This window comes from Stappia sp. ES.058, assembly GCF_900105595.1.
Lineage (GTDB): Bacteria > Pseudomonadota > Alphaproteobacteria > Rhizobiales > Stappiaceae > Stappia.
This window is the reverse complement of record NZ_LT629784.1, coordinates 2441427-2454483: the sequence shown is the minus strand read 5'-3', so window position 1 is coordinate 2454483 and position 13057 is coordinate 2441427. Positions and strand designations below refer to the sequence as shown.

At 63.4% G+C, this 13057-nt stretch carries 16 protein-coding genes and 4 tRNA genes; 12 read left to right on the top strand and 8 right to left on the bottom strand.

What is annotated here, in order from left to right; genetic code table 11:
• Positions 1–5: 5 nt before the first annotated feature.
• From BLU32_RS11400 to BLU32_RS11390, 3 genes are all read right to left on the bottom strand, one after another.
• Positions 6–539 (bottom strand): Hpt domain-containing protein, encoded by a 534-nt coding sequence (locus BLU32_RS11400; RefSeq protein ID WP_093807061.1) that lies wholly within the window; start codon positions 537–539, stop codon positions 6–8.
• Between the two features lie 97 nt (positions 540–636).
• Positions 637–1194, bottom strand: coding sequence for a PleD family two-component system response regulator (locus tag BLU32_RS11395; protein ID WP_256371443.1), 558 nt, complete (start codon positions 1192–1194; stop codon positions 637–639).
• Positions 1195–1395: 201 nt separating this feature from the next.
• Positions 1396–2178 (bottom strand): NAD kinase, encoded by a 783-nt coding sequence (locus tag BLU32_RS11390; protein ID WP_172838562.1) that lies wholly within the window; start codon positions 2176–2178, stop codon positions 1396–1398.
• A 47-nt stretch (positions 2179–2225) separates the two neighbouring features.
• Between BLU32_RS11390 and cutA the strand changes: the two genes are divergently transcribed.
• Entirely contained in the window at positions 2226–2570 is a 345-nt protein-coding gene (gene cutA, locus BLU32_RS11385) for a divalent-cation tolerance protein CutA (protein WP_093810904.1), read from the top strand.
• Between the two features lie 19 nt (positions 2571–2589).
• On the opposite strand, the gene BLU32_RS11380 is transcribed toward cutA, so the two are convergent.
• From BLU32_RS11380 to BLU32_RS11370, 3 genes are all read right to left on the bottom strand, one after another.
• Positions 2590–3495 carry a cytochrome c gene (locus BLU32_RS11380; protein WP_093807057.1) on the bottom strand — a complete coding sequence of 302 codons (906 nt, stop codon included), beginning with the start codon at positions 3493–3495 and terminating at the stop codon, positions 2590–2592.
• Positions 3496–3589: 94 nt separating this feature from the next.
• Positions 3590–4036: a cytochrome c gene (locus BLU32_RS11375; RefSeq protein ID WP_093807055.1), complete on the bottom strand. Its 447-nt coding sequence runs from the start codon at positions 4034–4036 to the stop codon at positions 3590–3592.
• 117 nt (positions 4037–4153) lie between these two features.
• Positions 4154–5008: a helix-turn-helix domain-containing protein gene (locus tag BLU32_RS11370; protein ID WP_093807053.1), complete on the bottom strand. Its 855-nt coding sequence runs from the start codon at positions 5006–5008 to the stop codon at positions 4154–4156.
• A 159-nt stretch (positions 5009–5167) separates the two neighbouring features.
• Between BLU32_RS11370 and BLU32_RS11365 the strand changes: the two genes are divergently transcribed.
• A complete protein-coding gene (locus BLU32_RS11365; protein WP_208976872.1) occupies positions 5168–6181 on the top strand; it encodes a fatty acid desaturase in 1014 nt (337 codons plus the stop codon).
• A 120-nt stretch (positions 6182–6301) separates the two neighbouring features.
• Here the strand turns inward: BLU32_RS11365 and BLU32_RS11360 are convergent.
• Positions 6302–6377, bottom strand: a tRNA-Thr gene (locus BLU32_RS11360).
• Between the two features lie 116 nt (positions 6378–6493).
• Positions 6494–7288, bottom strand: a complete 795-nt coding sequence (locus BLU32_RS11355) for an RNA methyltransferase (protein ID WP_093807051.1) — start codon at positions 7286–7288, stop codon at positions 6494–6496.
• A gap of 209 nt (positions 7289–7497) precedes the next feature.
• Here BLU32_RS11355 and BLU32_RS11350 point away from each other — a divergent pair.
• From BLU32_RS11350 to rplL, 10 genes are all read left to right on the top strand, one after another.
• Positions 7498–7582: transfer RNA gene (locus tag BLU32_RS11350), tRNA-Tyr, on the top strand.
• 14 nt (positions 7583–7596) lie between these two features.
• A tRNA-Gly gene (locus BLU32_RS11345) sits at positions 7597–7670 on the top strand.
• 140 nt (positions 7671–7810) lie between these two features.
• Positions 7811–8986, top strand: a complete 1176-nt coding sequence (gene tuf / locus BLU32_RS11340; RefSeq protein ID WP_093807031.1) for an elongation factor Tu — start codon at positions 7811–7813, stop codon at positions 8984–8986.
• Positions 8987–9271: 285 nt separating this feature from the next.
• Positions 9272–9347: transfer RNA gene (locus BLU32_RS11335), tRNA-Trp, on the top strand.
• A 104-nt stretch (positions 9348–9451) separates the two neighbouring features.
• Positions 9452–9649 (top strand): preprotein translocase subunit SecE, encoded by a 198-nt coding sequence (secE, locus tag BLU32_RS11330; RefSeq protein ID WP_093807049.1) that lies wholly within the window; start codon positions 9452–9454, stop codon positions 9647–9649.
• 35 nt (positions 9650–9684) lie between these two features.
• Positions 9685–10215 carry a transcription termination/antitermination protein NusG gene (gene nusG, locus BLU32_RS11325; protein ID WP_029058732.1) on the top strand — a complete coding sequence of 177 codons (531 nt, stop codon included), beginning with the start codon at positions 9685–9687 and terminating at the stop codon, positions 10213–10215.
• 237 nt (positions 10216–10452) lie between these two features.
• Positions 10453–10884, top strand: a complete 432-nt coding sequence (gene rplK / locus BLU32_RS11320; protein WP_093807047.1) for a 50S ribosomal protein L11 — start codon at positions 10453–10455, stop codon at positions 10882–10884.
• A 4-nt stretch (positions 10885–10888) separates the two neighbouring features.
• The gene (gene rplA / locus BLU32_RS11315) at positions 10889–11584 is read left to right on the top strand and encodes a 50S ribosomal protein L1 (RefSeq protein WP_093807045.1); all 696 of its coding nucleotides are present in this window, start codon (positions 10889–10891) and stop codon (positions 11582–11584) included.
• Between the two features lie 372 nt (positions 11585–11956).
• Entirely contained in the window at positions 11957–12475 is a 519-nt protein-coding gene (gene rplJ / locus BLU32_RS11310) for a 50S ribosomal protein L10 (protein ID WP_093807043.1), read from the top strand.
• 60 nt (positions 12476–12535) lie between these two features.
• Positions 12536–12913: a 50S ribosomal protein L7/L12 gene (gene rplL, locus BLU32_RS11305; protein ID WP_093807041.1), complete on the top strand. Its 378-nt coding sequence runs from the start codon at positions 12536–12538 to the stop codon at positions 12911–12913.
• Positions 12914–13057 lie beyond the last annotated feature (144 nt).

Below are 13057 nucleotides of genomic sequence, written 5' to 3'. Positions count from 1 at the left end.
GTCCCTCAGTCCTGCCTCTCGTCGGCGGGCGGCGCGTTTCTCGCGATGAAGTCCTCGGTCACTTCGGCAAGACGGTCGACCAGCGCGCGGGCCGTGGGGTTTTCTTCCTTTTGCGCCGTTTCGGCGACCATGGCGCGAACCGCGTCCACATGCTGCGCCACAAGGGTCGCGGGCAGGTCGTCTGCCGGAACGTGCTCGATCAGGTGGCACAGGCTGCCGGCCACTGCGCCGACCAGCGGATAGCCGAGCGTGCTCGCCTGTCCCTTGATGTCATGCGCGGCGCGAAACAGGGTGGCGCAGCTTTCCTCGTTCATGCCGTTTTCCTGGATGTCGGTCCAGGCGGTCGCGAGGGTCGAGGCCTCATTTGTCATCCAGCTGTCGAAGTCGGATGAAAGGCGTTCAAGCGCGGCCTCCGCCGACTTGACGGGATCGAACCGGGCGGCCTCGCGTTCGCTCATCACCCGCACCTTGGCGCGCAAGTCGCGTGGCGGCTTCACCACCTCGTAGCCGTCATTCGACTTGGTCGGATCGCTGGCCATTGTCCTGTTCCTTGAGCAAGGGGCCGGTTCGCCACCGCATGCAGTGCCCGTTCAACACGGTCCATGCACAAAACGCAGCGGGTTCCTGAGCCGTCGGTCACGATACCACCGAGTCGCGCATGTTGGTCTCCGGCCGACTTTGGTCGACTTCCCCCGGGCCGTCCAGAGCATATCCGTCGTCCCGTTTCGCGCCACGGCGTTCGATCCCGATGAACCCGGGACTCTGGAACCGCTCTCGATCCGGACCGAAATAGATTTTCGTGCGGACGAAATCGCGATGATTGGGCACCCAATTGGCGATGCGCAGGTAAAGGCCGCGGGCGGAGACGGGTTTGCACATCACTTCGGTGACGCCGAAGTCCCGCGCGGCGATCACACGGTTTCGCTGCGTATGCGCGGTCACCGCGACGATCGGGAGGTAGCAGGTCGGTTCGGGAAACCGGCGAATGATGCGCGTCAGTTCCGCGCCATCGAGGATCGGCATCATCCTGTCGATGAGAAGCAGGTCCGGATCGCGTGTTCCGATCAGCTCCAGCGCGCTTGCCCCGTCTTCGGCCTCGAATATCCGGCGTATTGCGTAGACCGACAGCAGCATGCGGAGGATCTGGCGCCTGTGCGGATTGTCTTCCGCAACAAGAACGCGAAGATTGGGCAGATCCAGATGCGCGAGGGCAATTGTTTCAAGACGCGCCGTTGCCCGAGCTCCGTGGGGGTGCGGCTTGGGTTTGAACGATCAGGACGGGATTGCCCGTCCACGATCGTTCAGCGTGATGGTGAAACCTTGGAAAAGGGTGGACGTTGCCCACGGTCGGATCCGCCGGTCGTTCGCCAAGACACGACAGGCGCGCGCAGGCGTTCAGTAGCGGAACATTTCGGAGAGAATCCGTTCGTCCCAATTGTGGTCGGCATCGAAGAGCGCAAGCGAGCTTGCGTTCTTCTCCTCGCGCACCCTGACCTCGGTCACATTGCGGATTTCGGTATAGTCGGCGGCGGCGGAGACCGGACGTTTGGCGGTTTCCATAACGGTGATGCGCACGCTCACGCTGTTGGGCAGCAAGGCGCCGCGCCATCGCCGCGGCCGGAAGGCGCTGATCGGGGTCAGCGCCAGGAGCTGGGTGTCGATCGGCAGGATCGGCCCGTGGGCGGACAGATTGTAGGCCGTGCTGCCGGCCGGTGTCGCGATCAGCACGCCGTCGCACACCAGCTCTTCCATGCGCACGCGTTCGTCTACGGAGATCCTCAGCTTCGCCGCCTGATGCGTCTGGCGCAGCAGGGAAACCTCGTTGATGGCGAGAGCGGAGTGGATATGCCCAAGCGCATCGGTCGCCTCCATTACGAGCGGATGGATCCGGCTGACCACGGCCTTGCGAATGCGCTCCAGCAGGTTTTCCTCGCCGAACTCGTTCATCAGGAAGCCAACAGATCCGCGGTTCAGCCCGTAGATAGGCTTGCCGGTGTTCATGAAGCGGTGGAGGGTCTGCAACATCAGCCCGTCGCCGCCCAGCGCGACGATCACATCCGCCTTTTTCGGGTCGTGTGCGCCATAGCGGCGCTCGAGCGACTGGCGGGCGTCTTCCGCCTCGCCCGTCTCGCTTGAGATGAACGCCAGTTTCTCGATAGGGTGCATCGGCTGATCCATGACACCGATCTAGCATGCGCGATCCGTAATTGGGAGTTGATCTTGCGATGCAAAGCTGCAGCGACATCCGTTTGATCTATTCGACGTTTCCCGACACGGCGAGTGCGCGGGCGGCGGCACGCGAGATCGTCGGCGCGGGCCTCGCCGCCTGCGTCAACATGTGGCCGGGCATGCAGTCGGTCTATTGCTGGGACGGCGCGGTCGAAGAGGGCGAGGAGGTGGTGTTCATGGCGAAGACCACCGAGGCCCGGCTTGCCGAGGCGATGGCGCTGATTGCGGGCTGCCATCCCTTCGACGAGCCGGCGGTGATCGCGCTCGACGTCGCGGCCGGCCGCGGCAGCTTTCTCGACTGGATCCGGGAGCAGACCCGGGAGGGCGAGACGCCTTCCTGATCGCTCGGCCGGGGCGCGGTTATTCGCCCGGCGTCAGGGTCTTGAGATACGCCGCGACGGCCTCGCGATCGGCTGCCGGGGCCTTTGCCCAGTTCTCCTGCACCGATGTCATGCTGCCGCCGACGGAATCGAAATCCGGCGTGAACCCGCTTTCCAGATAATAGGCGATATCGGCGGCCGACCAGCTGGCGATTCCATCCGCGGATTGCGTGATGTCGGGGATCATGCCATCGCCGCCTTCGGGATCCGGGCCGCCCTCAAGCCACCGTGTCATGTCTAGACCGCCGAGGGCGTCGCGTGGCGTGTGGCATTCGGCGCAATGGCCCGCGCCGGAGACGAGATAGGCGCCCCGTTTCACGAGCGCGTCGGCGGAGTTCGGCGGCGCCGGGCGATCCGCGTCGAGATAGAGCAGCTTCCAGAAGCCGAGCGCCGGGCGGAAGGCATAGGGAAGTGCCAGATCATGTCCGGCGACCGTGTTGTCGCTTGCCGGCAACGTGTCCAGGAAGCCTTTCAGGTCAACGAGGTCATCCGGTGTCATATGGCGATAAGAGGTGTAGGGAAACGCCGGATAATAGTGGCGGCCGTCCGGGCTGGTGCCCTCGATCATCGCCGTCAGGAATTCCTCCGTCGTCCATCCGCCGATGCCGTGTTCGGCGGAAGAGGAGATGTTGGGCACATTGAAGGTCCCGAACGGCGTCTTCAGTCCCAGTCCGCCGGCCATGACGCGTTTGGCATCGCCGCTTGCCCCTGGCGCGGCGTGGCAGGAGGCGCAGCCGCCCGTCCAGAACACGGTCTCGCCGTTGGTCAGATTCGGCGTCCGGTCGGGAACGGAGGCAACCCTCGCCGGGCGGGTGAGGTAGATTGCGCCGGCAGCCGCCAGAAGGAGAACGCCTGCCACGCGCAGGAGGGTTTTTCGGCGGATCATCGCAAGCTCCGGCTCATTGCATGGGAAATGGAGGGTGCCGGCGCCCGATTGGCCGGCACCCTGCAGGGACGGGGTGCAGGAGGCGGTCCGGTGTTCAGTCCTTCTTGATGCGATAGTCTTCGTGGCAGGCCTTGCAGTTTTGCGCGACCGGGCCGAAGGCGCCCTTGAGCTGTTCGAGCCCGCCACCGGCCGCGGGGAGGGCCGCGAGCGCGGCCGCCTGCAGGTCCATGGCGATCTTTTCGAAGCCCGCCTTGTCTTCCCAGATCTTCGGGGCGGCCTCGGTGTCGCCGCCGGTTTCGGAACCTTCGGGGAACTGGGTGACGAAGCCCGACGGGGTGGTGAAGAGCACGCGCATCGCCATCGTGGCGAGCGCGGCGTCATAGTCGGTTTCGCCCTTGAGCATCTTGCCGAGCGTGCCCGTGGCGGCTCCGACCGATTTCATCATGTTCTGCCGCGTTTCCACGGGATCCGCGATGGCCAGGCTGCTTGCCATGAAGAGCGGAACGGCGAATGCAAGTCCACGCATACAGGTTTTCAGCATCAATGATCTCCCTCGGTCACGGCGAAAGGGCCGCACAACTGACTGTCGGCGCTGATTGCGGCGCGCTCAAGCAGGGAAACTTCACGAAAGCGTGAGGCGGTGTCCGACCGACTGTGCCTAGCGGCAGTCGCGCGCAAGCTCCTGAAGATGGGCCGCCGCCCTGTCGGGTCCGACGACGGCGTCGCGGATCAGCATGTCGAAATGCCGGGTCAGGGCGCGAATGTGCTCGACGGAGTTCACAACCAGATACAGCGACCCGAGATAAAGCGCCGCGCGCTGGGGACCGAACACCGTGTAGGGCGCGGAATACCGGTCGCGTCCGTCGAAGAGGAACAGGCGGAAGGTCGGATAGAGTTCATCGGCAAGCCGTGCCATCAGGGCCAGTTGATCGTATCGCTCGTCGCGCGACAGACCGCTCCACGTTCCCGAACCGTCGGTAAGCTGGCGCAGCGTCTGCAGCGGCATGCAGACCTCCATGTCGGTTTCCGGACGGCGCGTGTAGGCCAGCAGCCGTCTGGTCTGCTCGGCCTTGGCGGCCGCCTTTTCCGCGCCCGTTCCGGCGAATTCGTACTGGAGAACCGCGTCGCTGCGCACCAGGTCGGGCAATGTCGCCGGCACATATCTGATCTTGTAGCCGGCCGCGTCCTGATGCCAGGCGGCCAGCAGGTTCTCCCCGCGGCCATTCGCCGACTGCTCGATCTGAAGGGCAGGGGCGATGTCGGTCGCTTCCGACTGGGACTGGGCCAGCCCGAGAAGCCAGTCGGTCGTGACGCCTTCCGCCCGGGCGATGTCGCACAGGGCTTCGGCGCGGGGCATGCGTGTCGAGGCGGGGTCCAGGAAATGGCTGAGCGCGGAGCGGTCAAGGCCGACGCGTTCGGCGAAACGCCCGGGCGCCTCTCCCGCACGGGAAATGAGGGTGCCAAGGCGTTTGCGAAACACTCCGGCGAGTTCGCGCTTGTCCGAGCGAGCCATCGGCACGGTCTCCGTGTTTTTCATTTTCGTGATGTTTTTGTATTTTTACATCAATAACATGAATTCAATGCAAATGTTCCCTTCTATTTGGAAATTGACACATTGCAGCTCCTGTCGGGGCGACGCATCACACGGGGACCGTCAACCCAGAGGTTCCCCTTGCCCGAGTCACTGTCTCCACGCGCATCCAGGCCCTTGTTCCAGGGCTTGGATGTGCGCCGCTTCGAATGGCCGACGCTGGCTCTTGCCATTGGCCTCCATTGCGTCTTCGTGGCGCTTGTTTTCGCTGCCCCGCATGCGGGTTTGCTTGCCTATCTCGCTCTTGTACCCGTTCTCACGCTGCATTCCTCGCTCCAGCACGAGGTGCTGCACGGACACCCGTTTCGCGCAGCGCGTGCGAACTGGATGCTGGTCGCGCTTCCGCTTGGCGTGTTCGTTCCCTATTGGCGGTTTCGCGCGCTTCACATCGCCCATCACCACGATCCGGCCCTCACCGATCCTTATGACGATCCGGAAAGCTGGTACCGCGACCCACGCGACTGGGCGGCCCTGTCGCCTGCCTCGCGGCTGTTCCTGACCGCGATGAACACGCTCGTGGGCCGAATGCTGCTTGGGCCGCTTGCCGGAATGGCGGGCCTTGTCGTTGGCGATGCGCGGGCGATCTTGCACGGACGCCACGACATTCTCGCCGCCTGGGCGGAGCATCTGGTCGCGCTGGCGCTGCTGCTGTGGCTGCTGGTGCAGGTGCCGGGGTTTTCGCTGCCGGCGTATCTCGCCGCCTGCTACGGCGCCTATGCGCTTTTGTGCCTGCGGACCTTTCTGGAGCATCGGGCGGAGGACGCCGTAGGGCATCGCAGCGTCGTCATCGAGGACAATGGACCGCTTGCGGTTCTCTTCCTGTTCAATTCGCTTCACGCGGTCCATCACCTGGACCCGGGTTTGCCCTGGTACAGGCTGCGCGAGGCGTATGCGCGCGATCGGGCCAGCGTGCTCGCCGGCAATGGCGGATACTGTTATCGCTCTTATGCGCAGATCATCCGGCGCTACGCCTTTCGCGCCAAGGAGCCGGTCGCGCATCCGTTGATCGGGGAGGCGTGGGCGCCTTGCCCGCCGGGCCCGTCCGGCGGCGTGTCGGCGACGGAGCCGGCAAAACGTGTTTCGGCGGGAGCGTGATGCTGCGTAGGACGCACAAATGTCTCACGTGAGACATAAAACCGGTCTCACGAAGTCTCATGTTCTCATTGTGTTCTTTTGGGATTTTCGTATAGTAAATTGATTTAATTCAGGAAATTGTGGTGCCGGCAGCAGGATTCGAACCCGCGACCCCCTGATTACAAATCAGGTGCTCTACCAACTGAGCTATACCGGCAAGCGAGGGGCTTCTAGCACAGGATTTTCGCCTGTGCATCCCGTTTTGCATTCATCACTCATTCCCGGTCGCAGCTCGGGAAAGCCCGGGGCGGACGATGACCGCCACGCGTCATCCTATTCCGCGCGCCGGCCCTCCAGCCCTTCGCGAATGATGTAGAGCGCGAGGACGGCGGCATTGGAAACATTCAGCGAGGCGATCTTGCCCGGCATGTCAAGGCGGGCGAGCGCGTCGCAGTTCTCGCGGACCCCCTGGCGCACGCCCTTGCCCTCGGACCCGAGAACGAGAAGCACCTTGTCGCCAATGTCGGTTTCCTCGAGCCGCGCCGGTCCCTCGCTGTCGAGCGCGATGGTGCGAAAGCCGCTGTCGCGCATTTCCGTGACGAAGCGCGCCATGTTCTTCACCCGCACATGCCTGATCATGTCGAGGGCCCCCGAGGCCGACTTGGCCAGAACGGGGCCTTCCTCGGGCGCGTGACGCTCAGTGGTTACCACCGCGTCGGCGCCAAGCGCCACGGCGGAGCGCAGGATCGCCCCGACATTGTGCGGATCGGTCACCTGATCGAGCGCAAGCACCAGACGCGCGCGGCCCAGATCGCGCACGCCGAAGGCGGGCAGGGGATCGGCTTCCAGAACGGCTCCCTGGTGTACGGCGTCCCGCCCCACCATCTGGTCGAGCTTCTTGGGAGACGTCGTCTCGACGGGAACGTCGGGGACGACGCCACGCTCGCCAAGCCTGCGCAATGCGTTTTCGGTCGCATAAAGCTTGTGGCGCTGCCTTTCGGGATTTGCGAAGGCGGCTTCAACGGTGTGGAGGCCATAGAGCTTGAGCGGGCCGTCCGCAGTCGACCCGCCGGGCTGTCTGGCCCTGCGGTGGCGTCCTTGGGAAAAGGGTTTGGGTGCGCGTGTCATCGCATCAGCGCTTATCGCGGGCGGGTGCGGGCGGCAAGAGGAAAGCGTCTGGGGACCGGGCGGAGATTTGTGGCGATGACGCGCAAATGGGCGTTGACACCCCCCACCCCGTTCTGCATAACACGCGCCACGGGAGCGGCCTCGCGATTGTATCGCAGGGCGTTTTCGTGAAGCCATCCAAGGCGCTTCGGCGACGGGGAAGGTGTTTCGGAGGAGTGCCCGAGTGGTTAAAGGGGACGGACTGTAAATCCGTTGGCTTAGCCTACGTTGGTTCAAATCCAACCTCCTCCACCATCCCCCGGCCGGCGGCGGGTGTAGCTCAATGGTAGAGCAGCAGCCTTCCAAGCTGACGACGAGGGTTCGATTCCCTTCACCCGCTCCACTCAGGCAAGCGCCCGGCCGAAAGGCCCGGATGGCGGATCGAAAAACGTTTTCCCGTTCAAGGTAACCGCCGCCGCGTGGCGGTCGGCTCTTCACCGTGTTTGATGAACTTAACCGCAACTTGGACAGAGAGCGACGCCGATGGCGAAAGCAAAGTTTGAGCGGACGAAGCCGCACGTGAACATTGGCACGATCGGCCACGTCGACCATGGCAAGACGACGCTTACGGCGGCGATCACAAAGCAGTTCGGCGACTTCAAGGCGTATGACGAGATCGACGGCGCGCCGGAAGAGCGTGCGCGCGGCATCACGATCTCGACGGCGCACGTCGAGTACGAGACGGAGAACCGTCACTACGCGCACGTCGATTGCCCGGGCCACGCCGACTACGTGAAGAACATGATCACGGGCGCGGCGCAGATGGACGGCGCGATCCTGGTGTGTTCGGCGGCCGACGGCCCGATGCCGCAGACGCGCGAGCACATCCTGCTTGCCCGTCAGGTCGGCGTTCCGGCGCTTGTCGTGTTCCTGAACAAGGTCGACCAGGTCGACGACGAAGAACTCCTCGAGCTTGTCGAGATGGAAGTGCGCGAGCTTCTTTCGTCCTACGAGTTCCCGGGCGACGACATTCCGATCATCGCGGGTTCGGCGCTTGCCGCTCTCGAGGATCGCGATCCGTCGATCGGCGCGGAGAAGATCGCCGAGCTGATGAAGGCTGTGGACGAGTTCATCCCGACGCCGGAGCGTCCCGTCGACCTTCCGTTCCTGATGCCGATCGAGGACGTGTTCTCGATTTCGGGCCGTGGCACGGTCGTGACGGGTCGCGTCGAGCGCGGCATCGTCAAGGTCGGCGAGGAAGTCGAGATCATCGGCATCCGCGACACCAAGAAGACGACGGTGACCGGCGTCGAGATGTTCCGCAAGCTGCTCGATCAGGGTCAGGCCGGCGACAACATCGGCGCGCTGATCCGCGGCATCGGTCGTGACGACGTTGAGCGCGGGCAGGTTCTGTGCAAGCCGGGTTCGGTCACGCCGCACACGAAGTTCAACGCGGAAGCCTACATCCTGACGAAGGAAGAGGGTGGCCGTCACACGCCGTTCTTCACGAACTACCGTCCGCAGTTCTACTTCCGCACGACGGACGTGACGGGTGTTGTCGAGCTTCCGGAAGGCACGGAAATGGTGATGCCGGGCGACAATGTGTCGGTCGTCGTGACGCTGATCGTGCCGATCGCGATGGAAGACGGACTTCGCTTCGCGATCCGCGAAGGCGGCCGCACGGTCGGTGCCGGCGTCGTCGCCTCGATCATCGAGTAATCCGCGAGACCCGCGCGGCGGACAACAACGTTCGCCCGCGGACCGCAGCGAAACGAAAAGACGCCCTCGGGGCGTCTTTTTGCATTTCGTTGAGCGGGGACCGGGTTAGACGTCCCTGAAAGTGAGCCGGGGGCGCTCCTGAATCCGGGTTGCCGTCGCCGGCCTCATGCAGTGGCGGCACGCCTTAAAGCGCGAATTCGCAAAGGATGTGAATTAAATGAAGGTATCGACATTTCGCGCTTGAAGCGGGAACAAAACATCTCTAAGTCAGGCCTTGAAAGGTCTAGGGGTGTAGCTCAGCTGGTAGAGCATCGGTCTCCAAAACCGAGGGCCGGGGGTTCGAGTCCCTCCGCCCCTGCCACCTTTGCTCTTGATCGCAGGGCCGTTAGGCCTTAATTAGGGCTTTCGACCAAGGCGCGTGGATGATTCCGCGCGCCTGTGTGTCGTGAATAGACCGGCAGTTGAATGGCGAAATCGAATCCTTTCACGTTCATCCAACAGGTGCGGTCGGAAACGTCCAAAGTGACGTGGCCGACGCGTCGGGAAACCGCTGTGACGACCGTCATGGTCTTCATCATGGTGTTTCTCGCCGCCATCTTCTTTTTGCTTGCCGACTGGCTGATGGGCCAGGGTATCGGCTGGCTGCTGGGCGTCGCAGGCTAAAAGCGGTGTCCGGTTCACAATCGGCTTGAGGGATTATGGCCAAGCGTTGGTATATCGTCCACGCCTACTCGAATTTCGAGAAGAAGGTGGCGGATGCGATTCGGGAAAAGGCGGCACAACAGGGGCTTGAGGATCTCTTCGAAGAGATTCTCGTTCCGACCGAAAAGGTCGTCGAGGTGCGTCGCGGACGCAAGGTCGATGCGGAGCGCAAGTTTTTCCCAGGCTACGTTCTGGTCAAGATGGAAATGACCAACGAGGCATTCCATCTGATCAAGAACACGCCAAAAGTGACCGGCTTTCTCGGGGCTGACCAGAAGCCGATGCCGATCGCGGATGCGGAGGCGATGCGGATCCTGCATCAGGTGCAGGAAGGCGTGGAGCGTCCCAAGCCGTCGATCAGTTTCGAGATCGGCGAACAGGTGCGCGTTTCGGACGGGCCTTTTGCGTCGTTCTCCGGTCATGTGGAAGAGGTCGACGACGAGCGTGCCCGTCTCAAGGTTGCCGTGTCGATCTTCGGACGTGCGACACCGGTCGAACTGGAATACGGACAGGTCGAAAAGCTCTGAGCCTTTCGGTCGCTGTGCTGGGCGGATGTCCGGCGGGGTGGTCGTGGCCGGAGCATTTCGGCGTGAATGCCGGCTGAATGGCCGGTTTTGCCACCCGGTCGGGTGGTTAGCAGAGGGGGCGACGTCGCCCCCGCTCCCTGGTGGGAGGTTTGGAGCGCATCGTTCGCCGGGCGCTTCGACCGGACCACCTGCTTTCTGAGAACGCCGGTTCGCCGGCAGCGCCAGTTGGAGAGTTGAATGGCGAAGAAAATCGAAGGTTACATCAAGCTGCAGGTGCCGGCCGCGTCCGCGACTCCGTCGCCGCCGATCGGTCCTGCACTTGGTCAGCGCGGTCTCAACATCATGGAGTTCTGCAAGGCGTTCAACGCGCAGACCCAGGATGTCGAGAAGGGGGCCCCGTGCCCGACCGTGATCACCTACTATTCCGACCGTTCCTTCACGTTCGAAGTGAAGACGGCGCCCGTGAGCTTCTTCCTGAAGAAGATGTCGGGCGTCAAGTCCGGGCACAAGACCCCGGGCAAGGGCGGATATGTCGGCAAGGTCTCCCGTGACCAGGTCCGTGAAATCGCCGAGGCGAAGATGAAGGATCTGAACGCGACGGACATCGACGCAGCCATGCTGATGGTCGAAGGCTCTGCGCGGTCCATGGGTATCGAGGTCACGGAGTAAGACGATGGCGAAAGTTGGAAAGCGCACAAAGGCCGCCCGCGAGGGCGTCGATCGCAACAAGCTGTACCCGCTGACCGACGCTCTGGCGATGGTCAAGGAGCGTGCCAAGACGAAGTTCGACGAATCCGTCGAGGTCGCCATCAATCTGGGTGTCGATCCGCGTCACGCCGATCAGATGGTGCGCGGCGTCTGCCTCTTGCCGAACGGCACGGGCAAGTCGGTTCGCGTTGCCGTGTTCGCTCGTGGCGACAAGGCTGACGAAGCCAAGGCCGCCGGTGCGGACATCGTCGGTGCGGAAGAGCTCGTGGCCGAAGTCCAGTCGGGCAAGATCGATTTCGATCGCTGCATCGCGACGCCGGACATGATGCCGCTGGTCGGTCGTCTCGGCAAGGTTCTCGGCCCGCGCGGGCTGATGCCGAACCCGAAGGTCGGCACGGTGACGCCGGACGTTACCTCGGCGGTGAACGATGCCAAGGGCGGCGCCGTCCAGTTCCGCGTCGAGAAGGCGGGCATCGTCCACGCCGGCGTCGGCAAGACGTCTTTCGACGCCGACAAGCTGAGCGAGAACATCAAGGCGATCGTCGATGCTGTGGTCAAGGCCAAGCCGACGGGCGCCAAGGGCACCTACCTGAAGCGCGTGGCGATTTCGTCCACGATGGGCCCGGGCTTCAAGGTCGACCCGTCCAGCATCAGCGCGTGATGCATTCGGCGCGGTCGTGAGCCGCGCCGTCCCGGGCGCCGGTCGAGACCGGTGTCGGGGAGACATGAATTTCGTCCGGCTTCGGCCGGACGGATCGTTCGCCGGAAACGGCGGACGTCCTGTCCGAGACTGCAGGTGGGGTTTGCGAAGCGTGCTTCGGAAAACCGCTTAAGCCCAGGTGGGCCTGCATAGACGGGTGCGAACCGATCAACGCGGCCGCTGGCCGCCGGTTCGAACCGTTTGTCCTTGCCGTGCCGAAGGGTGCGCGAGGGGGCAGGATCCTCGGTGTTGTCCGCCGGAGGTTCCGCTTGGAACGCGCCGACGGGCGGCAAAGACAAACCGGCGGCTTTTGCCGCCAGATGGAGTAGGCAAGTGGAAAGAACGGAGAAGCGCGAGTTCGTTGCGTCGTTCAACGAGGTGTTGAATGACACCGGCGTTGTCGTCGTTGCGCACTACGCCGGACTTTCGGTTGCGGACATGACGGCCCTGCGGGCCCAGGTTCGCGAAGCCGGCGGTTCGGTCAAAGTCGCCAAAAACCGTCTTGTAAAGCTTGCCCTTCGAGGCACTGAGCTCGAGCACATCGCCGATCTCTTCACCGGCCCGACCGTCGTCGCGTATTCGCACGATCCGGTTGCAGCCGCGAAGGCGACGGTGGCGTTTGCCAAGACCCACGAGAAGCTCGTGGTTCTGGGTGGCGCTTTGGGCTCGACGAACCTGGATGCAGATGGTGTGAAGGCGCTTGCCGCCATGCCGTCGCTGGACGAGCTGCGGGCAAAGCTGGTGGGCATGGTTTCCACCCCCGCGACCCGTATCGCCCAGGTCGTCAACGCACCGGCCGGGCAGCTCGCCCGCGTCTTCGGCGCGTATGCCGAGAAGGACGAAGCCGCATAAGGCGGATGATCAAAACACTGTCGAAACCGTTCACGGTTCGAACCATAGGAACTTGATAAAATGGCTGATCTCGAAAAGATCGTTGAAGAACTCTCCTCCCTTACCGTCATGGAGGCTGCCGAGCTCTCCAAGATGCTCGAAGAGAAGTGGGGCGTTTCCGCTGCCGCTCCGGTCGCAGCCGTTGCCGCTGCCGGTGGTGGCGCAGCCGCCGCCGCGGAAGAAGAGCAGACCGAATTTGACGTGGTCCTCACCGATGCCGGTGCCAAGAAGATCAACGTCATCAAGGAAGTCCGTGCGATCACGGGTCTTGGCCTGAAGGAAGCCAAGGACCTGGTCGAGGGCGCTCCCAAGACGGTCAAGGAAGCTGTGGCCAAGGAAGAAGCTGAAGAGCTGAAGAAGAAGCTCGAAGAAGCCGGCGCCAAGGTTGAGCTGAAGTAATCGGGGCTTGTCCCCTTCGGTCCCGGCCTTGCGCCGGGACCGGTGTACCGACCCCGGCGGGAATTCCTGTCCGGGGTATCCGTCCCTAAGAAGGGAGGGTTCTCCGAAGGGCCGTATACATGCCACCGGCATGTCGCGGTTAGG

Coding starts and splice junctions, on each gene's coding strand:
- BLU32_RS11400 (WP_093807061.1), bottom strand. CDS start 539: ATGGCCAGCGATCCGACCAAGTCGAATGACGGCTACGAGGTGGTGAAG.
- BLU32_RS11390 (WP_172838562.1), bottom strand. CDS start 2,178: ATGGATCAGCCGATGCACCCTATCGAGAAACTGGCGTTCATCTCAAGC.
- cutA (WP_093810904.1), top strand. CDS start 2,226: ATGCAAAGCTGCAGCGACATCCGTTTGATCTATTCGACGTTTCCCGAC.
- BLU32_RS11380 (WP_093807057.1), bottom strand. CDS start 3,495: ATGATCCGCCGAAAAACCCTCCTGCGCGTGGCAGGCGTTCTCCTTCTG.
- BLU32_RS11375 (WP_093807055.1), bottom strand. CDS start 4,036: ATGCTGAAAACCTGTATGCGTGGACTTGCATTCGCCGTTCCGCTCTTC.
- BLU32_RS11370 (WP_093807053.1), bottom strand. CDS start 5,008: ATGGCTCGCTCGGACAAGCGCGAACTCGCCGGAGTGTTTCGCAAACGC.
- BLU32_RS11355 (WP_093807051.1), bottom strand. CDS start 7,288: ATGACACGCGCACCCAAACCCTTTTCCCAAGGACGCCACCGCAGGGCC.
- tuf (WP_093807031.1), top strand. CDS start 7,811: ATGGCGAAAGCAAAGTTTGAGCGGACGAAGCCGCACGTGAACATTGGC.
- secE (WP_093807049.1), top strand. CDS start 9,452: ATGGCGAAATCGAATCCTTTCACGTTCATCCAACAGGTGCGGTCGGAA.
- nusG (WP_029058732.1), top strand. CDS start 9,685: ATGGCCAAGCGTTGGTATATCGTCCACGCCTACTCGAATTTCGAGAAG.
- rplK (WP_093807047.1), top strand. CDS start 10,453: ATGGCGAAGAAAATCGAAGGTTACATCAAGCTGCAGGTGCCGGCCGCG.
- rplA (WP_093807045.1), top strand. CDS start 10,889: ATGGCGAAAGTTGGAAAGCGCACAAAGGCCGCCCGCGAGGGCGTCGAT.
- rplL (WP_093807041.1), top strand. CDS start 12,536: ATGGCTGATCTCGAAAAGATCGTTGAAGAACTCTCCTCCCTTACCGTC.